This is a genomic window from Longimycelium tulufanense, assembly GCF_014645795.1.
GTDB lineage: Bacteria > Actinomycetota > Actinomycetes > Mycobacteriales > Pseudonocardiaceae > Longimycelium > Longimycelium tulufanense.
Window position 1 is genome coordinate 88,539 of the sequence record NZ_BMMK01000012.1, and the last position, 21,815, is coordinate 110,353.

The following is a 21,815-nucleotide window of genomic DNA, read 5'->3' on the forward strand; positions in this document are numbered from 1 at the left end:
TGAAGCATCGCACCGACCCGCTCAGCACCCAATTCGATCTGTTTCAGTTACCGCACAGGAAAGGGTCGTTAAAAAAACGTTCTAATCTTGCCGGGCGAGTTCAAGCGACCTTGAGGGCATCGGCAACGAAGGGCCAGGAGCGCTCCAGCGCGCGCTGCCAGGTCGGCCAGTCGTGCGTTCCCGGCACGCGGAGCAACTGCGCCGGCATGCCCAGCGCGGCGAGCCGGCCGGCGAGGTCGGCGGTGCTCGCGGCGACCACCGCCTCCATCAGCCCGGAACCGCGCACCCGCGGGTCGCCGGGCGCGGGCCGGCCGGTACCGGCGGTCAGCAGCACCCGGGTGCCACGCAGGGCGGACGCCAGGTGGTACGGGTCGTGCGCCCGCCAGCGCTGGCGGGACCGCCACGGCGACCCCCACAGCGCGAACGGTCGCTCCCGCTGCCGCACCATCAGCCAGCCGATCAGGGCCGACATGCCGGCACGGGTGGTGTGGAGCAGGCCGCTGTAGGAGACCGCGACGGTGAACAGCCCCGGGTGGCGCGCGGCGTACCGGATGGCGCCGTGGCCGCCCATGGACACCCCGGCCACGGCGCGGGGGCCGCCGGCGGCGTACCGCTGCGCCAGCACGGCGGGCAGCTCGCCGAGGTGGAAGCTCTCCCAACGCGGGACCACGCCGTGCGAGTCCGGGCCGAGCCAGTCGGAGTAGAAGCCCATCGGGCCGGCCTCGGGCAGCACCACGAGCGCGTCCAACTCCGCGGCCCGCGCCGGCAGGTCGGTCTTGTGGATCCAACAGTCCGGGCCGTCATCCGCGCCGTGGAGGAAGTAGAGCGTCGGCCACCGCCGGTTCCCGCGCGCATTCCAGTCGCGCGGGGTCAGCAGCGCAACGGTCACCACCCTTTGCAGGCTGGCCGACCGCAGTTTCAGCTCGAGAACGCGATCATCAAGCCAGCTCTCCGCGACCACTTCCGTCGACGACGGCGGCGCACAACGCATTTCCACCACCCCTCGAGGTGCGAACAACAGTAGAAGAGCAATATCGCGATTCCCTTCCGGTGAGACGTACGTCATAGTCGGGTCCGGGCCGAGACCGGCAGGATTGGGTTCGGTCGGTAGCTTTTTTGGTCCTTCGCCACGGCGAAAGGCGGCTCCATGACGAACCATCACCGGTTGAATTCCCCGAAACGGCCGTGGGCCACGCTGGTCGCCGTGGCGGTGGGCGGGGTGATGGTCGGCCTGGACGGCACGGCACTGGCCATCGCCGGTCCGAACATCGCCCGCGATATCGGCGCCTCCCTGGGCGAGTTGCAGTGGATCGCCAACGCCTACCTCGTCACGCTCGCCGTCGGTCTGCTGCCGGCGGGGCGGTTGGCCGACCGGGTCGGCAGGCGCAAGATCTTCTTCGTGGGGGTCGCCGGTTTTGGCCTGATGTCGTTGGGAATCGCGTTCTCCAGCAGCGTGGCCGCACTCGTCGTGCTCCGTGCGTTGCAGGGCGTGAGCGGTGCACTCCTGCAGCCCGCGGCGCTGGCGTTGCTGCGCGCAGCGTTTCCCAAGGAGCGCCTGGATCTCGCGCTCGGGGTGTGGGGTGCGGTGAACGCCGCGGCGATCGCCGGCGGTCCACTCGTCGGCGGTGTCGTGGTACAGGGTTTCGGTTGGCCCGCGGTGTTCCTGCTGAACGCGCCGCTCGCGGTGCTGTCCCTCGGGCTGGCGTGGTGGACGGTCGCCGAGTCACGCTCGGAGGCAGGCCAACGCGGCGGGCTGCGCGCCCTCTTCCGGTTCCCCGCCGTCCGCGTCGGGACGGTCCTGATCGGCCTGAGCTTCTTCGCGATCTTCGGGCTGCTCTTCTTCCTGACCCTCTACCTGCAGAACGTGCGTGGGCTGGACCCGATCGGCGCGGGTGGCTGGTTGTTGCCACTCACCGCCGTGGTCGTGCTGAGCGCCCCGCTGGGTGGTGTCCTTACCGGACGGTTCGGTCCGCGATGGCCGGCGGCCGGCGGGATGCTGGTACTCGCGGTGGGGCTGTTCGGTCTCTCCCGCCTGTCCGCCGACACCGGATTGGCGGACTACGTGCCCTCGGCGTTGCTCTGCGGTCTCGGTGCGGGTGTGGCCCTGGTGGCGGGAACCGAGGCGATCGTCGGCACCGCCCCGACCACCATGGCCGGGTTGGCCTCCGCCGTCCAGCAGGTCGCCACCCAGCTCGGTGGGGTGTGCGGCATCGCCGTGCTCAGCGGTGTGATGTCCTGGCGGGTCGCGGACGTTCTTCCCGAGCGGTTGCGGGACTTCGCCGTGCCCGATGTCCTCGGCGGGCCCACGATGGGTGCGGCCTCGTCGATCGCGCAGGGAACCGTCCCGATCCCGCCGGGGACCGCGACCGCGGTAGCGAGCCAGGTCGTCGAGGCGGGACACTCGGCGTTTCTCAGCGGGCTCACCGCGTGCCTCCTGGTCGCCGCGGCCACGATCATGCTCGCCGGCCTCATCGCCGCGACGCTCCCGCCCTCGCGGCGACCAGCGGCATCGGTGGCGACCAGCCAGGGCAGTCACCAGCCCGCCAGCTGACATGCCAGCCAAGCGCCCGGTCAACGGTTGCGGCCGAGGCGGCTGGGCCACCAGATGCGTCGGCCCACGTCCACCGACAGCGCCGGCACCAGGAGCGAGCGCACCACCAGGGTGTCGAGCAGGACACCGAAGGCGACCAAGAACGCGATCTGGGCCATGAAGAGGATCGGCAGCACCGACAGTGCGGCGAAGGTGGCCGCGAGGACCACCCCAGCCGAGGTGATCACGCCACCGGTGACCGAGAGCCCGTGCAACGTGCCCTCCCGAGTCCCCTTGGTCATGGCCTCCTCACGGACCCTGGTCATCAGGAAGATGTTGTAGTCGATGCCCAGCGCGACAAGGAAGACGAACGCGTAGAGCGGCACCGACGGGTCCGAGCCGGGGAAGTGGAACACGTGGTTGAAGACCAGCGCGGCGACGCCGAGCGTCGCGCCGAAGGACAACACCACGGTGGCGATCAGCAGAAGGGGCGCCAGTATCGCGCGCAACAGCAGCGCCAGCAGCACGAAGATGACCACCAGCACGATCGGGATGATCACGGTGCGGTCCCGTAGCGCGGTGTCCCGTACATCCAGCTGGTTGGCGGTTTCGCCCCCCACCTTCGCGTCCGCACCCGGCACCGCGTGCACCGCGTCGCGCAGGTGACGCACGGTGTCGATCGCTTCCTCGGAGTCCGCCGACGCCCGCAGGGTCGCGGTCATCTCCACCAGTCCGTCCACGGTCTTGGGCGTACCGGGGTCGGCTGGGTTCTCCGGTGTGATCACGACATCGGCGATGCCGTCGGTCTTCTTGGCCGCATCGAGGACCTGTGGCGCGGCGTCCGTCTTCGCCACGATCACGGCAGGAGTGCCGATCCCGCCGGGGAAGTGCCGACTGAGCACCTCCTGGCCGGTGACGGCGTCGGCGCGCTGGAGGAAGACATCGTGGTTGGCGACCCCGTCCGCCTTGAGCTGTGGCACGAACACGGCCGCGGTGAGCAGGACGAGGGCCGTGACCAGCCAGGTGGCCCGGGGCCGGCGCCCCACCAGGTGGGACACCCTGGCCCACAGCGTCCGCGGTCCGGCCGCCTCGTCCTCCGGACGCAACTCCGGCCGGAACGGCCAGAACGCCGACCGTCCACAGAGGACGAGCGCGGCCGGGAGGAAGGTGAGGGCGGACAACAGCGCGGCCGCGATGCCGATCGCCGCGATCGGGCCGAGGCCCTTGTTGGAGCCGAGATCGCTGAACAGCATGCACAGCATGCCGGCGATCACCGTGCCCGCGGAAGCCGCGATCGGCTCGAGGGAAGCGCGCCATGCCCGCCCCATCGCGATCCACCTGGAACCGACCCGACTCAGTTCCTCGCGGTATCGCGCCACCATGAGCAGCGCATAGTCCGTCCCCGCGCCGAACACCAGGATCAGCATGATGCCCTGGGTCTGGCCGTTGAGGTTCACGATCTGGTGCTTGGCCAACGGATAGACCACCAGGGACGCCAACGCCAGCGCGACACCGGCGCCCACGAGCACCGCGAGTGGCAGCAACGGGCTGCGGTAGACGATCACCAGGATCACCGCGACGACCAGCGCGGTGACGATCAGCAGTTTGCCGTCGATGCCGGCGAACACCTCGCCGAGGTCCGCCGCGTAGCCACCGGGACCGGTGACGTGCACCGACAACCCGTCCGGGAGGTCGTGGCCGACGACCTCACGGACGTGTTGGGCCACCTTGCCGGCCCGGGCACCGTCCTGCCCGTCGACCGGCACGACGACCTGCGCCGCCTGCCCGTCCTGGGACGGGATCGGTGCGGGCACCGAACCGGCCAGCCCGGCGACGCCGCCCAACGCCGCCACCCGGGCCGCAACAGCGGCACTGTCCTGCGGGGTCAGGCCGCTGGGACGCTCGAAGACGGCCACCGTGGGGAGCACGTTGCGCTCGGCGAACCGCTTCTGCAGATCGCTGACCTCGGTCGCCTCCGCGCTCGCCGGGAGGAACGACGCCGCGTCGTTGCGTTGGACGTCGCTGAGCTTGCTCAGGAACGGGGCCCCGAACACGCCGAGCACGAGCCAGGCCACCAGCAACAGGCCGGTCACCGTCCAGCGGGCCGCACCACCGCCCCCGGCGGGGGCCAGGCGGTGGCGGGGCGGGCCGGTGCGGGTGGCTGGCATCGGCGTCCTCCTCGCGCGGGTGCGGCGGCCTTCGCGGGGGAGTTGCGAAGCGCACGGCGGGGTCGGCGGGGCGTGCCCGCACCGGACCCAAACTCACCTGGGGCACCCACCCGGCGCAACAAGTCCTGCGCCGTCAGTGAGTATCCACACAGCCGGTTGGGCGACAAACGGGACGCGCGGGCGGATGGGGGACGTAGTGTCCGAAGGGACAAGCGGGTCGGTTGATGCGCTTGCGCTGTGCGGGAGCGGCCGCAAGTTCCTTACGTCGAGGAACTCCTAAAACTCAGGCTGCGTGCGTGGCAACGGCTGGAGGGCGCGGGGACCGGCCACGAGTGGCTGGACGGTGCGGGTGGTATGGCCGGATGAGTCGCAACCGGGTGGCCACGACTGGCCCCGACCTTCCCGGCACTCGCTGGGAACGCGCCTGAGGCTTGCGCCTTGAGGGGTAACCAGCCACCGGGGCCTGTAGCACGAGAGGTGGACCGCTGGCAGCCGAGATCGAGCGATCAATCGGGTCGGCCCGGGACCTTCCCTCCGCGCGCGGGCCAGGACACCGGTCGCGACCGGAGGGCTGCCCGGCATCGACCTGCCTCGGGATAGCAGATCGCCTCGACCGCACGGGTGCCTCCTGCTCCGGGCTCCCGCCGGGGCCCGGGCCCCGATGCGCACTCATCGGCGCCGCGTCGTTCGGGTCGAATTCCGCCGGTCCATGGCCTCCCGGGTCTGTGATTAGCCGGCGAAACAACGCCCGGCAACGCGTCGCACCCGGCCCGGGTGGGTGGACCCGAAGGACTTGATCACAACCACACGGCGGGCAGCTCTGTTCGGTGGATTTTTGACAGAGATCTGGCGGGCATAGCTGCCTCGGTGGTAGCCCAACAACGCCACCGGCCCGAGCCCCATGATTGAGGACACCGCGGATGATGACACCCGGTGTCAATCCGGACGGGAAGCGTACCGGGGCGACCGACAGATCTGTCGCCCACCCGCGTTGACGTACGCCACGAGATCCCACCATCTGAACCGAAGGAAGGCGGACGGCTAACCGGACTGCAGAACCACGGGCGGCGGTGGCCGGCGGGCGTTTCGACAGATCGCCGGGCGAGAACCTTCGGGCACCACCGGGCCGGGCGAGGAAGAGGGCGGGACGTTATTGTGCCGCCCGCAGCCGGTACTCCCAACCCTGCTCGTCGCTGTAGCTCAGATCGTAGTGGTGCAGGATCTTCGGTCCACCATGCAGGTACACGTGGGTGACGGTCTGCAGGGGTGCCCCGGCGGGTGCGGAAAACGTCTCCCACCGCCCGTCCAGTGGACCGCCCACAAAGCGGGCGAGATACGTTTGCGGGCTCACGTTCCTCCCCTCTCCGGCGACCACCACCTGAGGGTACGCATCGCCAGGACGGGAGGGCAGGCCGCGGCCGGCGCCGGCGGGTCGAACCCGGAGCGGTCGGATCCGGGCTCGACCCGGTTCAGTCCGGCGCCGGCTCGGCCGCGACCGTTACTTCTTCGCCGCGTGGTACGCCTCCAGAACCTCGGTGGAGATACGGCCGCGTTCGGAGACCTTCATGCCACGCTTGCGCGCCCACTCCCGAATCGCCTGGTTCTGCTCCCGGTCCGCGGCGGCCATCCGACCGCCCCGCCGGGCCCCGGCACGCTTGCGCCCACCGGCCCGCCGCGCCTGCGCCACGTAGCTCTCCAGCGCGCTCCGCAGCTTGTTCGCGTTCTTCTTCGACAGATCGATCTGGTAGCTGATGCCGTCCAATCCGAACTCGACCGTCTCCTCGGCGCGGGTGCCGTCCAAGTCGTCGACCAGTTCCACGGTGACCTTCTGCGCCATATACCTCGTCCTCCCCGATACCGCGCATTCAAACCACGTCTTCCATGCCGGGGCTCTCACCTTACTCCGAAGACCCCAACTATCGCAATTATGACGCATTTCTGCCGGAACGGGGAACCCTTTGGCCGACCGCCCCCGCCACGCCAGTAGTCGCGACCACGCGACGCGGGGCCAGCACACCACCAGGCGTTATCGAAAGAGGGAGCGAACTGTGCTCCCTGTGAAATATTCCCCCTCCTTCTCCCGGATGCGCCGACTGGCGGGGCGATGTCAACCCCCGACCGCAGCAACGCCGGCGGAACTTTCGGACCTCCGCTCGCGCGGGGCGGGCACGCCGCATGGCGGAACCGAGGACGCGGAACCGACCCCGGTCGCCGGCAACACCGATCGGGAAGCAGATGATTACCGGGGGTGCACGCGATTCTGCAGAGCGCACCAATCGGCCGAATCTTGCTCACCCGAGCCGCGTTGCGGGCACTGCGTTCCGATCAACGTCCGCACTTCTGGAGAGTGATGAGGTGATCCGCACCGGTGACGAGACAACCGCGTCGCGGTCGTGATCCCCACGGCCGTCGTCGCTGGTCCAGGCCGTCGTCGACCTTGATCACCTGATCGAGCACATCGCGGGGCGAAATTGCCGGCGGGGATCAAGCGCGCCGAAGGAGGCGTGCGCGTGGACCACCCGGGGCGCGACGGCTGATACGAAACAGATTCGCCACACGCGTTCCACCGGACAAAGACGGCCGGAACCGGCCGCGGCGCATCAGCGGGGTACATCACGTCCCCGAGCCGATCACCGGCGGCCGCTCCCGCGAGCACGGACAACTGCCCCGGAGAACGGTTGAAGGTTCACACCGTGTGCCGCCGGAGAACGGCGGCGACCGGCGGTGTCCGGGCCGCGGGAACGGGCACGGATCCTCCACGCGTCGAACCGGAGGGTGAGCCCACCGTCCGGACCGAATATCGAAACCCCACCGGTTCCGCCCGCATCGAACACTCCACCGGCGGAAGCCAGCTTCTTCCCACCCGGATCGTGACCCGTCCGTGACCCCGTCGCCATCATCGGATGGACGAAGAAAAATAGCCAACAGAGCCGTTTCCCGGGTGCTGTAGCCCCGATGGCGGAGTGACACGGCAGCCCGTTGCCCTTTGATGGAGTCGTGAACGGTCACCGTCCGGGCAGCGGTGTGGCGGGGCCGGTGCTGGTTGCCGGCGGCGGCCCCATCGGGCTGGTCACGGCGCTCGGCCTGGCCCGGTACGGCATCCGCTCCGTGGTGTTGGAGGCGGACGAACACCTGCCGACCGGGGCCGGGGCCGGAGTGCTGGTGTCGCGCAGCCTGGAGGTCCTGGACCGCTACGGCGCGGCCGAGGACGTGGTCTCCGCGGCGTTACGGGTCGACGAGATCGGCGACCTCGACCGGTTCACGCGCCGCCGCACCCAGACCGTCAAGTTCGACCTGCTGGCCGGCGACACCCGGTTTCCCTTCCTCGCCAACCTCCCGCAGCACCGACTCACCAGCCTGCTGGCCGGGGTGCTGCTCCGCACCGGCCTCGGCGAGCTGCGCACCGGCCATCGGCTCACCGATCTCCGCGATGGCGACGACGGGGTCACCGCCACCGTGCGCACGGCGCGAACCGAGTACCAGTTCCAGACGCCCTACCTGCTCGGCTGCGACGGCACCCGCAGCACGGTGCGTCAGCTGATCGGGGTCGCCGCGCCGAGCACCACCCCGCCGGAGTCGCACGCGATCGTGGACGTGGAGATCGACCTCGATCTGGCCAACCCGCGCGACTACCCCTACCTCAGCTACTTCGTCGACCCCGCGGAGTGGCTGGTGCTGGTCCGGCTTCCCGAGTACTGGCGGCTGATCTACCCGGTGCCGCCCGAGTCACCACCGCCGACGCCGATGGGCATCGCGGCCCGGGTGCGCCGCTTCCTCGGTGAGATCGACTGGTTGCACGTGCTGGACAGCCAGGTTTACACCGCCCACCACCAGGTGGCGCAGCGCTGGCGGGTGGGCCGGGTCTTCCTGCTCGGCGACGCCGCGCACTCGGTCAGCCCGCTGTGGTCACTGGGCCTCAACGTCGGGGTGCTGGACGCGAGCAACCTGCCGTGGCGGCTGGCGTGGGTGCTGCGGAACCGGGCGAGTGCGGAGTTGCTCGACGGCTACGAGGTCGAGCAGCACCCGCTGGCCGCGCACGGGGCGGGGGAGCTGGCGGAGGCGGCCCGCCGGCTCATCGCGCGTCGTGGCTCACGGACGGTGTCCGGGTCGTGGGGCACGGTGAGCACCCGCTCGCTGCTGGGGGTACGGCTGGACAGCGAGGGCCGGTCCAGCCTGCTGCGCACCCAGGACAGCCCGCCGCCGGTGCGGGTCGGCGATCGCGTGCCGGATACCGTGCTACGCGGCCCGGACGGGCCGGTGAGCATTCACCAGCTGGCGCACGACTGCTTCGTGGCGCTGCACTTCGGCGACGCGCGCCGCCGCCCCTCTCTCCCCGCCTCTTCCCCCACGTACACGCACTGGTTGGTCTCCCGGTGGGATGTGCCACCTGGTTCGGGACTGCGGGGCAGGCTGCTGCTGGACCCGGGTGGGCGGGTGGCAACGCGGCTGGGATGCCCGCCGAACTCGGTGTGCCTGGTCCGTCCGGACGGGCACGTGGCGGCGGTGGAGAGCCGGATCTCCGCCGTGCACGCGGTCTACCGGCGTATCACGGGCAACCGTTCAGGAAACGTGTAAGAACGTGTCCTGAGCCATCGCCTCGCGGTGTGGCGTTGTCCACGAGGGAGGAGTTCGCGGTTCGCTGCCCCTCCCCCATGCCCGGAGAAACGTCAGCGACAGAATGCTGGGCGTAGCCCGGGGGACAACGGCGGCCCCATGGGGACAGCGGGCCGGCCGTGCTCAACCGCACCTCGGCAGATCATGGAACGGCCGCGCAACAGTGACGGGCGGCGGCGGCGGATCACCCGCCCGTCAGGCTGGGTAGTCAGCCGCGATGCGCCGGCGATGTCGGCAGCGTCCGTTGCGGACACGGCATGGCATTCACCGGCCGGACCGGCACCAGATCACTGCGAAGACACCTCGTCGAGCGGGTAGGCGGTGATGTCGGCTCGACGCACGGCCGAGTTCATCGCGGGATGGGTGCTGGTGGTGACCCACCCGTCGGCGGTCTCGAAGTCCGCGTTGCGGAGGTCGAGTCCGACGGTTTCGATGGTGTCGAAGCCGACATCGAGGGGCGCGTGGTGTCCCTCGGCCACCGTGCATGCCTGCAGCGTCACCTCGACGACGTCCCTCGTCCCGACCTGCTCGGTGATGTCGATGGGCCCTTGCAGGATGTGTCCGTTCATCCAGAGGCGTGCCCACGGGCCGTTGGTGTGCTCCGCCCAGACCAGGTGCCCGTTGACCAGAACCTCCTTACGGAGATGCCCGGACATGCTTCGGCGACCGGAACGGTGCCAGAACGAGATCTCGTACCGCTCGGCCTGCGTGTCGAGCGGCACCGACTGCGTGGCGGAGGCACAGACCCCGGCGTCGAGCCAGGTGTTCTCGTCGATGGCGAGCCGGAGCCAGCCCCTGCCATACATCGAGCGGTTCGCAGCGCCGGCCACGGCCGGATGGTCCGGAAGCTCGGCCTCGTCCCCACCGAAGTGGTTGGCAACCACGTTGAATATCCGCTGCGGACGGTCCGGGAGGTACCTGTCGATCGACGGAAGTAGCCGGCCGGGGCGGCTGCTGAAGGGGTGCCACGCGCTGGACGTCTCGAAGCCGGGGTCGGTGAGGGTGAGACCGGTTGCGGTGACGTGCTCGAAGGCAACCTCGACATCGATGTCCCATCCGTGCGCGCTTTCCAGCTCCACCAACCGGAACGCCAGCCGCGCCTGGCTCCTGCCCTTGAGCAGTGGGGTGAGATCGACGATGACCTCCTGCCACTCGTCATCGGTCGCGGTCACGTCCTCGGACCACACCACGACGTTGTTGACCAGCACCTCCTTCCGATGCCGGATCTCAGGTGCGCTCCACAGGTGAAGGTCGCGGTGGAAGAAGGAGATCCGGTGGCTGGACGCGTCGGGTTCCACGGTCGCTTCCTGCCACACCTCGGCGTAGTCGTCCGGGTCGGTCGGTCCCTGCGTGAGGAGGCTCACCCTGCCGTTACCGCTGCGGGCCTCGTGGTCGGTGTTGACCTGCGGTGCCTCGTCCAGCGGTGTGCCGTAGGCCAACACACCGGCCAGATCCCCGTTTGCCATCAGGGACATCGCATCGGTGAGGACCTTGTCGACGTAGTCCTCGGTGGGCGGCCGGGGTGCATCCAGGAACCTGTTGGCATAGACGAGAAAGATCAGCTGAAGGTCACGCGGCTCGGTCTTCCTCCGGATCAGCTCGACGTTTGCCCGCACGTGGTCGGGATCCTGGACGTTGTTGTGGTTGCCCAGGTACGGGTAGATCAGACCGTCGACATGTGCGCCGTACTTGTTCAGGAAGCGATCATCGGTGGCGGAGCCGAAGTAGGCGGTGACGTAGAAGGCCAGCTCGGGGTTGATCTCCCGCTGCGTGTCCAGAAACCGCTCGACGTAGGTCTCGGTGAACGTTCCCTCGTTGAAGTTGAAGTCGTCGATCGCCCAGGCCGTGATGTTCGGGTACTCCAGGGACAGTTCCGCGATGGCCGCACCCCACGCCACGAAGTCGAGCTCGTAGGGGTACGAGCACCTGCCCTCGGGCGACCAGCACTCGCTCGGCGGCACCAGGTAGACCCAGATGTCGAGATCGTTCTGCTGGGCCAGCGGCGCGAACTCGTCACGAAGGTCGTCCCAGTCGCTGCGCACCTCCCACACGGTGAAGACGTAGGTGGTGACGCCGAGTGCCTTCAACCGCGAGACCATGGCCGGACTGTCGATGTGCCGGAAGCCATCGGCCCGTGGCTGTTCCTCCCTGAGCCAGGCACCAATGGTGTTGCCGCCGGACATCACGGTCCGCACCCCGCCGTGTGGGACGGCGTTCCGTTGCCGGACAAGACGATCGTCCTCGTGCCAGGAGGCCGCGGCGGGACGCCATTGAGCGGCCGGGCCGACCGCCATCGCTAACGCCAGCATGGCGGCCACTCCACTGGCCAGCCACCTGCCCCACCGCATGGCTTCCTCCCCGGGGTGGCCACCGTGCCCGGACGGGCTGGACCAAGGCTAGGAAGCAGTCCGCAAAGGCGCTCACCGGCGCTCACCGCACCGGGTGATGGCCCGGCGGTGGCCGGTCCGCACGGTGGATCGGACAGGCCCGGGCACGCGGTTGCCGGACCGGCCATCCCACGGAAACGCGGATGCGGGTGAGCGCCGCGCCACGGGAACCGTCGTTCCTCCGCCGCGGGAACCGCTAGTCGACGCAGGGGATCCCGTCCACCTTGACGACCTCGCCCTCGGAGTCGGAGGTGGTGGGTCCCGCGACGGCCGCGTTGGGCTCGACGACTCCCGTGGTGTTCCCTCCGGGTGCGCCTGTGCCGGGTTGGAGTGCGGGGGCAGCGCCCGGTCCCTGTGTCGGTGCGGCCTTGTCACCCACCTTCTCGCCGAACGCCTCCCGCACGATCTTCCTGGTCTTGTCGGGATTGACGAGGTTGACGTCCTGACCATTGATCTTCGCGAAACCCTCGATGGGCAACGTTTCGAAGAACATGTTGCCCCCGCTGAGGTTCTGTGCCTGCCGGGCGAAGGACAGCAGGTCCCAGCCCCTGTCGATGACCACGTACTGCTTGGCCACGTCGAGGAGTCGCTGGAGGGTGGCTGGGTTGGTGAACGCGCCCTGGTCCCGGAGCTTGTGCGCCACGGAGGCGAGGAACGCCTGCTGACGGTGCGTGCGGTCGATGTCGCCGTTGGTCAGCCCGTGCCGCTGCCGGACGAAGGCGAGCGCCTGCGCGCCGCCCAGGGTCTGCTTGCCGGCGGGGAAGTTCGCGCCCGAGAAGCTGTCGTGCACCGGGTTGTTGAGGCAGACCTCCACGCCGCCCAAGGCGGTGGCGAGCTGGTAGAAGCCGGCCAGGTTGACCTCGGCGAAGTGGTTGATGGGTACCCCGGTGAGGTTGCGCACCACGGTGAGGGTGGCCTTGCGGCCGGCCTCCCGGCCTTCCCGCTCCACTGTCGCCTGGTCCTCGACGCCCTGCGCCATCAGACGCTGTTCGGTCCGGAACTTCGCCAGTCCGTAGGCTTCCTTGATCTTCCGCTTTCCCTCGCCGGGGACGTCCACGTAGCTGTCGCGGGTGATGGAGAACGCGCGTGCCTTGCCGCCGCCGGCGGGGACGTGGATGAGGATGAGGGTGTTGGTGTTGTAGCCGCCGTTGTCGCTGGTTCCGGCGTGCAGCTGGTCCAGGACCTCCCGGGGCAATGGTCGGCCCTGCTGGTCCCGCCGGCTGTCCAGACCGATGAGCAGGATGTTCATCGGCGCACCGGGCGCCGCGGCGGCGTCACCGAGCGCGTTGGACGTGAGGAGTCCGCGTTGGAGGTCGCGCAGCGTGGCCCAGGCGAATCCCGTGGTGGCCAGCACGGTGGTCGCCGCCAGGGCGGTCACGATCTTCGCCGCGCGCCGGAACCCGCCCCGCCCGCGCCGGGCTGTCGCGCGACGAGGGGGCGCGGATCCGCGCGTAGACCGCGGTTCGGGGTGCCGCCGGATGGTGCCGGAGACCGGTTGGTTCCACCGGTGCCGCCGGCCGTCCACCCGCCCGATGGGCCGGGTCACCTCGGTGTCGGGGTGTGGGAGTGGACGTGGCGGGACCCGGTCGTGCTGCCGGGCTGGTCTCCAACCGTTCTCCATCTGGCACTCCTGCTCGGTCGGTGCATCAGGTGTGTTGCCGCCTCCTGGAGCGGGGCACGCTGGGGTGGCCGTTCCGGCGCTGGCCGGTGGGCGTTGTCGGAGGCGCGGACCAGCAGCGCGGCAACGAGGTAGCTGGCCATCAGCGAGGACCCGCCGTAGGACAGGAACGGCATGGGCATGCCGGTGAGGGGGATGAGGGTGGTGACGCCACCCACCACGACGAAGACCTGGAACCCCAGGGAGAAGGCGAGCCCGGTGACCAGCAGTGTGGTGAAGTCGTCGCGGGACACGATCGCGGCACGCAGCCCCCTGGTCACCAGCACGAGGTAGAGCAGCAGTACGGCGGTGAGGCCGGCCAGTCCGAGCTCCTCACCGAGGGCGGCGGTGACGAAGTCGGTGCGGGCGAACGGGACCAGGTCCGGGCGTCCCAGGCCGAGCCCGGTTCCCAGCACCCCGCCGGTACCCATACCGAACAGGCCCTGGCCGATCTGGTAGCCGGCGCCGTCGTAGTGCGCGAACGGATCCGACCACGCCTCCACCCGGACCTGCACGTGGGCGAACACGTGGTAGGCCACCACGCAGCAGAGGACGAAGACGCCGAGCGCCACGACGACCCAGCGCACCCGCTCGGTGGCGACGTAGAGCATCGCGAGCACGGTCCCGAAGAACAGCAGGGCGGTGCCGAGGTCCTTGCCCAGAGCGGCCACCCCGATGCACACCGCCCACACCCACAGCACCGGGGCGAGGTCCCGGGCCCTGGGGAACGTCATGCCCATCACCCGCCGGCCGACGGTGAGCAGCAGCTGCCGCTTGAGGGCGAGGAACGTCGCGACGAACACCAGGACCGCGACCTTGCCCAGCTCGGCGGGCTGGAGGAAGACCGGCCCCAGCTTCACCCACCGCTTGGCTCCGTTGACCTCGGACAACGCGCTGGGCAGCAGCACCGGCAACAGGACCATGCCCAGCCCGAGAAGGCCGCAGACGAACCCGTAGCGGCGCAGCTGCCGCGGGGCGCGGACCCACGCCAGGATGAGGACGAAGATGAGCACCGAGGCAGCGGTGAAGGCGAGCTGCTTGGGTGCGTCGCCGGCCGGGATCGGCTGGCCCAGCCGGGCGGCCCGGTCCGCCACGCTGGCGTCGATGCGGGAGATCAGCACGATGCCCAGGCCGTTGAGCAGGGCGATGCACGGCAGGAACAGCGGGTCGGCGTGCGGTGCCAGCAACCGGACCGCGACGTGCGCCATCAGGAACAGGCAGAGGAACCCGCCGGCCAGCTCCAGCGGTGCCGTGGACAGGCCCCGGCCAAGGTTGGCGTCGGTGAGCGCGAGCGCCCCCGCGACGACCACGCCGGCCAGCAGGATGAGGGCCAGCTCGAGGCGACGGAACGCGGCCGGGCGGGACGCCGGCGGCGCGATCTCGTTCTCCAAGGCTTCCCTTCCCTCCCCAGCACACCGCCGGCACACGGCGGCCCGTGCGCCCCTCCCCTCTCGACGTTCCGACGCCCGTCGGGCCCGCTCATCGGTCGATCGGGTGGAACCGGGACGACGCGGCTCGTCCATTTGGTCATCCGATCGGGGGGCTGTGCTCCGAGGAGAGCGACGCCATACCGGCAAACCGGACGATCGACGCAACCAAACGCGACGAATGGGGACGTCATGTCACCCGTCTCAGCGATGTCGATCTAGGCTCGGAGGGGTACCCGGCTCGATCACGACTGGGAGGGGACGTGTCGGTGCCCACCACCACGCCGCTGCGCGTGTTGTTCTGCCTGGGCGCGACCCAGGCTTTCTTCGACGCGCCGGACGAGGAGTCGGCGGCCGTGGCCGAGGCGCTGGAGCACGCCTTCGCCAACCTCACGAACCGGTTCGGTGTGACGGTGCTCGGCACGCTCGACGACGACCGGGTCTCGGTGGGTGCCAACACCTCCTGGCCGTGGACCAGCTACGTGCTCGTCGACGCACCGGATATGGACACCGTGGTCGCGATCTGTGACCTGGTGCGGGAAACACGCGTCGGCCAGCACCGGTTGTGGCGGTACGTACGGATCGAGGCCCGCATCGGCCGCCCGCTGTTCTTCGGCAACCGTTGACACCGCCCGGACGCCCGCTCTGACGGATCAGGCAAATCACTCACTTCGCCCACGACAAGCTTCATCCTCGATACCGCGCGGTCGGCGGACCACCAGGCCGGGGCCACTCGCCGGGTGACGGGTGGCCCCGGCCAAGGTCAGACGACGGGTGCTTTCGCCGTCACGTCCGCCGTGAGCCGTCCCGTGCGTTCCAGGAATGCCAGCGCACCTACACACGCAACACCGACAACGCCGAGCGTCAGCCACGGAAGGCCGGGCTGGCCCCAGTCCCGGGCCAGGTCGAGTGCACCGCCGGCGCCGAGGTTGCCCAGTGTGATCCCGAGACCGGACAGCGTGTTGTAGAGCCCGTAGTGGGTGGCGACCAGCCGGTTCCCGGAAAGAGTCACGATGGTGTCCATCTCGAACGGGTAGAGCACCAGCGTTCCCATGGTCAGGGTCAGGCCGCACAACACCACCGGCGCGAACGCGATCACGGTGCCCCACCAGCCCGACGTGCCCACCTCCGGCAGCACCGCGGCCAGCCCCGGAGGAAGGAACGCCACGGACATCAGGCCCAAGCCCAACGCCATGGCGCGGGAGGGCGGAACCCGTTGCTTGAGCCAGGCGGTGAAACGCACCTGACACAGCACCGCAAGCAGTCCCGAGGTGGCGAACAACGCGGCCACACCCGCCGTCGCGCTCGTCTCGTTGCTGGCCAACCGGCGGATCTCCAGCGGCAGCGACAGATAGACCTGGAACTGCAGCACGTAGGAACCGATCATCACCAACGAGAACAACAGGAACGGACGATTGGTGAGCACCGCGCGCCATTCGGTCAGCACCCGCTCCGCCCGACCGGACTCCGCGCGGCGGGACGGCAGTTCCCTGGCCTGCAACACGGTCAGGCCGGCGAACACGATGGCGGCGACCCCCGCGGTGACACGGAAGTCCACATTGGTCAGTGCGACCCCGACGAGCGGGCCCACCAAGATCCCGGTCTGGTAGAAGACGTTGAACAACGCGAACGCTTCCACCCGACGCTCCCCGGCATCGTGCGCAACGTAGGCGCGCACCGCCGGGTTGAACAACGCTCCGGCGAACCCGGTGGCCGCGGAGGCGACAACCAACGCCGGCAGCGAATCCACCACCGCCAGCAACCCGAACCCGGCCGTACGCAGGGCACAACCCGCGACGATGAGCGGCTTGTAGCCGAACCGGTCGGCCAGGCTGCCACCGACGAGGAACATGCCCTGCTGCGACAGGTTGCGCACACCCAGCACGAGCCCCACCAACCAGCCGGCGAGGCCGAGCCCGACGGAAAGATGATCCGCGAGGTAGGGCATCAACATGTAGAAGCCGAGGTTGATACCGAGCTGGTTGAGCAACAGCAACCGGATCGCACGGTCGAACGACCGGTACTGGGTCAGCGTGGCCCTCACCGCTGCCCCTCCGCGACCGGATCCACAACCGTGCGGCACCGGGCCCATCGCCGCACCTCGGTGTGCAGTGGATGGTCGATCTCGTCGGGGTCCGCGGCCGGCTCGACGCCCAACAGCCCGTGTTCACCGGCGAAGTCGTCGTCGTAGACGGTGCCCAGGTAGCGGTGCGGCCCGTCCGGGAAGACCGCCGCGATGCGAACCTGTTGCGGGAGCGTGCGTGCCAGCCAGGACGCCACCAGGGCGACCGCGCCCACACTCCAGCCACCGGAGGTGTAGTGGCTGGCGGCCAGCGTGCGGCAGGCCCACACCGCCTCGGCCGGAGCCACCCAGTGCACCTCGGAGAACAGCGGGTAGGCCACGTTGCGGGGATGGATGCTGCTTCCCAACCCGCGCATCAGCCGCGGCCTGGCGGGTTGGCCGAAGATGGTCGACCCCACCGTGTCCACGCCGACCACCCGCAGGTCCGGGAAGAACTGGCGCAGGGTCGCGCCGACACCGGCCGAGTGCCCGCCGGTGCCCACGCTGCACACCAGGACGTCGATCCGGCCGAGCTGGGCGACCAGTTCGGTGGCCAGCCCGGCGTAGGCGGACACGTTGTCCGGGTTGTGGTACTGGTCCGGGCACCACGCGTCCGGCTCGGCGGCCAGCAGCTCGGCGACCCGGTCCCGCCGGGCCTGCTGCCAGCCGCCGACCGGGTGTGGTTCGGTCACCCGCTGCACGCCGGCCCCGTAGGCGGTGAGCAGGCCCTCGACGGACGGCTCCAGTCCGGGGTCGGTGACCAGGTGCACCGGGTGCCGGTAGACCATGCCGGCCAGCGCCAGGCCCAGTCCCAGGGTGCCGCTGGTGGACTCCACGATCGAGGCGCCCGGGCGCAGGTCGCCGCGTTCTCGGGCGCAGCGGACCATGTGCAGCCCCGGCCGGTCCTTCATCCCGCCCGGGTTGGCCCCCTCCAGCTTCGCCCAGAAGCCGCGTCCGGGCGGGCAGAGCGGCTCACCAACCCAGAGCACCGGCGTGTTGCCGACCAGTCCGGCCGGGGTGTCGCAGGCCGACCACGCGGAGGGGACGAGGCGGGCGGGAGTGGTGAGCGGAATCGACGACCGGCCCCGCTCGACGGCGAGGGTGACAGCATTGACGGCGTCGCTGGTCATTGACGTCCTCACGATTGGTTCGGGCGCGCTCGTGCGCAAAGGAAGAGGTGAATGCGGGGAGCGGCGAATTGCGGCACGCAGGGTCACCGACCGCCGGGCGGCGATCAGCTGTCGGGTGAAACACGTACCGCGGCCGAGAATGGTTCAGTTCCGCCACACGCACAGGACGCACTGCGGCCGTTTCTTGGCCGGTTTCTTCTCATCGGAAGCCGCACGAACCGAGCCGGGAACACCGGACTCGGCGGACACCACGAACGATTCGGCGCCGGGACCCGGCAACGGCGCGGACACCTCGCTGGAGGCGGTGCGGACCACGTCGCAACCCGTGTGCGCGTGCCCCTGCCGGTCCGGAAGATGCCTGCCGTGACAGTCGATATCGGCCGTCACCGACGCGGCGAGCGGTCGGGCGCCGGTGGCCACCCCGGGGTCGGGCACGGCGGCCAGGCAACTCAGCAGATGCCCCATGAGGAGCACCGCGAGTAACACAACCCGCACGTTGACCACCACCGACACCAAAACAACAGGGTGTACCGTGAACACTAGCCGAAGAAGGAACCGATCTCGCGGCGAGACTAACAAGGTTCACCCGATTTGCGCTACCTCCAGTGGGGTAATAACGGTGGGTCACAATCCGGCGCCGAGTTCCTTCACGCCGGTTTCACCGCACATTCGACCCGCCGGCTCCGCTGCGTTTTTGTCGCCGAAGCCGCCGGGTCCGACGACGGGTGTCGACGGCACACAACCGCGCGCGATCAGCGCGTCCGTGGCATTGCGCACAAGGCGAATTCGCCTCGACACCCCCACCTGGGTGAGGGGTGTCGAGGCGAACCCGGTCAGGCCGCGGCGCGGAAACTGCGCAGCCGCAAGCTGTTGCTCACCACGAAGAACGACGAGAAGGCCATGGCCGCGCCGGCGATCATCGGGTTGAGCAGGCCGAGGGCGGCCAGCGGCAGCGCCGCCACGTTGTAGGCGAAGGCCCAGAACAGGTTGCCCTTGATCGTGCCCAGGGTGCGGCGGGCCAGGCGGATCGCGTCGGCCGCGGCCCGTAGGTCACCCCGGACCAGGGTGAGGTCGGCGGCCTCGATCGCGACGTCGGTGCCGGTGCCCATGGCCAGGCCCAGGTCGGCCTGGGCCAGGGCCGCCGCGTCGTTGACGCCGTCGCCCACCATGGCCACCACCCGGTCCTGGGCCTGCAGCTGCCGGACCACGTTCGCCTTGTCGGCGGGCAACACCTCCGGGATGACCTGGTCGATGCCCACCTGGGCGGCCACCGAGTGCGCCACCGCGGCGTTGTCCCCGGTGAGCAGAACCGGGGTGAGGCCCAGATCGCGGAGCATCCGGACCGCCTCGGCCGAGGTGGGCTTGACCGTGTCGGCGACGACCAGGACGCCACGCACGGCGCCGTCCCAGCCCACCACCACCGCGGTCCGGCCGGCTTGCTCGGCCGCCTGCCTGATCCGGTCGAGCGTGCGCGGCATCCGTGCTCCCGACCGCTCCAGCAGGGTGACCCGGCCGGCGATCACCGCGCGGCCGTCGACGATGCCGCGCACCCCGAGACCCTCGATGTTGCCGAATCCCGTGACCGGGGGCAGGGCCCCGACCCGTGCCGCGGCACCCTCGGCGATGGCGCGAGCGATCGGGTGCTCGGAGGCGTACTCCACCGCCCCGGCGAACCGAAGTACGTCGGCCACCTCGACCCCGTTGGCCGCGTGCACCTCGATCAGGGCCATCCGTCCGGTGGTGACGGTGCCGGTCTTGTCGAGCACGACCGTGTCCACCCGCCGGGTGGACTCCAACACCTCCGGCCCCTTGATGAGGATCCCCAGCTGCGCACCGCGACCGGTGCCCACCAGGAGCGCGGTCGGCGTGGCCAGGCCGAGGGCGCACGGGCAGGCGATGATCAGTACGGCCACCGCGGCGGTGAAGGCCTCAGCCGGGGTGCCGCCGAACACCAGCCAGCCGACGAGGGTGTGCAGCGCCAGGATGAGGACGGTCGGCACGAACACCGCGGAGATCCGGTCGGCCAGCCGCTGGACCGCGGCCTTGCCGTTCTGCGCCTGGGTCACCAGCTTGGTGATCTGCGCGAGCTGGGTGTCGGCGCCTACCCGGGTGGCGCGCACGACCAGCCGGCCGCCGGCGTTGACGGTGGCGCCGACCACCTGGTCGCCCGGGCCGACCTCCACCGGTACCGACTCCCCGGTCAGCATGCTCATGTCGACCGCGGAACCGCCGTCAACGACCATGCCGTCGGTGGCGATCTTCTCGCCGGGCCGCACGACGAACACCTCCCCCACGGCCAGCTGGCCGATGGGGACCCGCTGTTCCCGGCCGTCCCGCAGCACGGCCACGTCCCTGGCGCCGAGCTCGAGCAGGGCCCGCAGCGCGGCACCGGCGCGCCGTTTGGCCCTGGCCTCGAAGTACCGACCCGCCAGGATGAAGGTGATCACCCCGGCGGCGACCTCCAGGTAGATGTTGCCGTCCCCGGACATCCGCCGGACGGTGATCTCGAAGCCGTGGGTGAGGTCGGGCCGTCCGGCCGAGCCGAACACCAGGGCGTAGAAGGACCACAGGAACGCCGACAGCGTGCCCATGGTGATGAGGGTGTCCATGGTGGCGCTGCCGTGCCGGAGGTTGGCCCAGGTGGCGCGGTGGAACGGCAGGCCGCCCCAGAGCACCACCGGGCTGGCCAGCATCAGCGACACCCACTGCCAGTACGGGAACTGCAGCGCCGGGATCATCGCCATGGCGATGACCGGCGCGGCGGCCACCACCGAGACGAGCAGCCGAAGACGCAAATCGGCGGTCTCGTCCCCGGGCACGGCCCCCTCGGCCGCATCGGAGTCCGCGGTCTGCCGGCGCGGGGTCGCGGTGTAGCCGGCGGCCTGCACCTGGGCCACCAGCTGATCGGGGTCCATGCCGGCCGGGCACTCGATCTGGGCCGTCTCCGTGGCGTAGTTGACGGTCGCGGTGACCCCGTCGAGCTTGTTGAGCCTGCGTTCGATGCGTGCGGCGCAGGACGCGCACGTCATGCCGCCGATCGCCAGCTCGACCCGGCTGGGAATGCCGGCCCGCTCGTACAGCGCCGAGCTCATGGCGTCCTCCTCGCTCTACTCCGGTGTCCGGACTCGGCGTCGGCGGGTGTCAGTTGACGCCGGTGAGCTCGTAGCCCGCCTCCTCGACCGCGACGCGGACGTCCTCCTCGCGCAACGGTTCCGCGCTGGTCACCGTCACCAGTCCGGCGGGGACGTCCACCGCGACCTCGGACACGCCGGCGATCTTGCCCAGCTCCTCGGTGACCGCGTTGGCGCAGTGCCCGCAGCTCATCCCGGTGACGGTGTAGGTGCTCTGGGACATCGGATCCTCTTTCTCCCTCGGTGGAACTTCCTGTCAGGAGCGGACGAGCCGGGCAATGGCCGCGCTGGCCTCGCGCACCTTGGCCTCGGCCCCCTCGCCGCCCTCCGCGACCGCCTGCGCGACGCAGTGCCGGAGGTGCTCGTCGAGCAGCCCCAACGACACCGCCTGCAATGCCTTTGTCGCCGCCGAGATCTGCGTCAGCACGTCGATGCAGTACTCGTCGTTCTCGATCATCCGCTGGAGACCGCGGACCTGACCTTCGATGCGACGTAGCCGTTTGAGGTAGTCGTCCTTGTCAGCCGTGTAGCCGCGCATTGCCGCCTCCCTAGCGCTTTCGGCGCTTCCCGTGCCCGACCTTATACCCTAGGGGGGTAGGGATAAGAGTGTCCTCGGTCACCTGTCGACGCGCTGGGCATGCCGCCCGGTTCGGGGAGGGTGCGCGACGTCTCGGAGGGCTCCTCCCGTCCGACGGCACGACGAGGGTGG

Annotated in this window: 17 protein-coding genes; 3 read left to right on the forward strand and 14 right to left on the reverse strand. The window is 70.0% G+C overall.

The genetic code is table 11. From position 1 onward, the window contains the following. Positions 1–100: 100 nt before the first annotated feature. Positions 101–1,159 carry an alpha/beta hydrolase gene (locus IEY55_RS14480; protein WP_308424760.1) on the reverse strand — a complete coding sequence of 353 codons (1,059 nt, stop codon included), beginning with the start codon at positions 1,157–1,159 and terminating at the stop codon, positions 101–103. Here IEY55_RS14480 and IEY55_RS14485 point away from each other — a divergent pair. Continuing rightward, the gene (locus IEY55_RS14485) at positions 1,148–2,551 is read left to right on the forward strand and encodes an MFS transporter (RefSeq protein ID WP_189058041.1); all 1,404 of its coding nucleotides are present in this window, start codon (positions 1,148–1,150) and stop codon (positions 2,549–2,551) included. The genes IEY55_RS14480 and IEY55_RS14485 overlap by 12 nt on opposite strands. A 20-nt stretch (positions 2,552–2,571) precedes the next feature. On the opposite strand, the gene IEY55_RS14490 is transcribed toward IEY55_RS14485, so the two are convergent. The 3 genes from IEY55_RS14490 to IEY55_RS14500 form a co-directional block, all read right to left on the reverse strand. Beyond that, entirely contained in the window at positions 2,572–4,698 is a 2,127-nt protein-coding gene (locus tag IEY55_RS14490) for an MMPL family transporter (RefSeq protein WP_189058043.1), read from the reverse strand. A 1,150-nt stretch (positions 4,699–5,848) separates the two neighbouring features. Next, entirely contained in the window at positions 5,849–6,049 is a 201-nt protein-coding gene (locus IEY55_RS14495) for a DUF8847 domain-containing protein (RefSeq protein WP_189058045.1), read from the reverse strand. Positions 6,050–6,196: 147 nt separating this feature from the next. After that, complete coding sequence (locus IEY55_RS14500) at positions 6,197–6,535, reverse strand: histone-like nucleoid-structuring protein Lsr2 (protein WP_189058047.1); 339 nt, start codon at positions 6,533–6,535, stop codon at positions 6,197–6,199. Positions 6,536–7,695: 1,160 nt separating this feature from the next. Here IEY55_RS14500 and IEY55_RS14505 point away from each other — a divergent pair. Next, entirely contained in the window at positions 7,696–9,273 is a 1,578-nt protein-coding gene (locus IEY55_RS14505) for an FAD-dependent monooxygenase (protein ID WP_189058049.1), read from the forward strand. Between the two features lie 326 nt (positions 9,274–9,599). On the opposite strand, the gene IEY55_RS14510 is transcribed toward IEY55_RS14505, so the two are convergent. The 3 genes from IEY55_RS14510 to IEY55_RS14520 all read right to left on the reverse strand — a co-directional run bounded on the left by IEY55_RS14510 (position 9,600) and on the right by IEY55_RS14520 (position 14,747). Then, positions 9,600–11,660, reverse strand: a complete 2,061-nt coding sequence (locus IEY55_RS14510; RefSeq protein WP_189058051.1) for a hypothetical protein — start codon at positions 11,658–11,660, stop codon at positions 9,600–9,602. 235 nt (positions 11,661–11,895) lie between these two features. Further along, positions 11,896–13,077, reverse strand: a complete 1,182-nt coding sequence (locus IEY55_RS14515) for an LCP family protein (protein ID WP_229686378.1) — start codon at positions 13,075–13,077, stop codon at positions 11,896–11,898. A gap of 164 nt (positions 13,078–13,241) precedes the next feature. Then, positions 13,242–14,747 carry an FtsW/RodA/SpoVE family cell cycle protein gene (locus tag IEY55_RS14520; protein ID WP_229686379.1) on the reverse strand — a complete coding sequence of 502 codons (1,506 nt, stop codon included), beginning with the start codon at positions 14,745–14,747 and terminating at the stop codon, positions 13,242–13,244. Positions 14,748–15,046: 299 nt separating this feature from the next. On the opposite strand from IEY55_RS14520, the gene IEY55_RS14525 reads away from it, so the two are divergent. Continuing rightward, on the forward strand, positions 15,047–15,409 hold the full coding sequence (locus IEY55_RS14525; RefSeq protein WP_189058055.1) for a hypothetical protein: 363 nt from the start codon (positions 15,047–15,049) through the stop codon (positions 15,407–15,409). Between the two features lie 137 nt (positions 15,410–15,546). Here IEY55_RS14525 and IEY55_RS14530 read toward each other — a convergent pair whose 3' ends face one another. The 7 genes from IEY55_RS14530 to IEY55_RS14555 form a co-directional block, all read right to left on the reverse strand. Then, a complete protein-coding gene (locus IEY55_RS14530; RefSeq protein WP_189058057.1) occupies positions 15,547–16,827 on the reverse strand; it encodes an MDR family MFS transporter in 1,281 nt (426 codons plus the stop codon). Then, the gene (locus IEY55_RS14535) at positions 16,824–17,975 is read right to left on the reverse strand and encodes a PLP-dependent cysteine synthase family protein (protein WP_189058059.1); all 1,152 of its coding nucleotides are present in this window, start codon (positions 17,973–17,975) and stop codon (positions 16,824–16,826) included. Before IEY55_RS14535 ends, IEY55_RS14530 begins: the two co-directional genes overlap by 4 nt. Positions 17,976–18,119: 144 nt before the next feature. After that, positions 18,120–18,488, reverse strand: coding sequence for a hypothetical protein (locus IEY55_RS14540; protein ID WP_229686380.1), 369 nt, complete (start codon positions 18,486–18,488; stop codon positions 18,120–18,122). A gap of 111 nt (positions 18,489–18,599) precedes the next feature. Then, positions 18,600–18,752 carry a hypothetical protein gene (locus IEY55_RS32050; RefSeq protein WP_229686381.1) on the reverse strand — a complete coding sequence of 51 codons (153 nt, stop codon included), beginning with the start codon at positions 18,750–18,752 and terminating at the stop codon, positions 18,600–18,602. Positions 18,753–18,808: 56 nt separating this feature from the next. After that, positions 18,809–21,067: a heavy metal translocating P-type ATPase gene (locus IEY55_RS14545; RefSeq protein WP_189058063.1), complete on the reverse strand. Its 2,259-nt coding sequence runs from the start codon at positions 21,065–21,067 to the stop codon at positions 18,809–18,811. Between the two features lie 49 nt (positions 21,068–21,116). After that, entirely contained in the window at positions 21,117–21,329 is a 213-nt protein-coding gene (locus tag IEY55_RS14550) for a heavy-metal-associated domain-containing protein (protein WP_189058065.1), read from the reverse strand. A 33-nt stretch (positions 21,330–21,362) separates the two neighbouring features. After that, on the reverse strand, positions 21,363–21,644 hold the full coding sequence (locus IEY55_RS14555; RefSeq protein ID WP_189058067.1) for a metal-sensitive transcriptional regulator: 282 nt from the start codon (positions 21,642–21,644) through the stop codon (positions 21,363–21,365). Between the last annotated feature and the right edge of the window lie 171 nt (positions 21,645–21,815).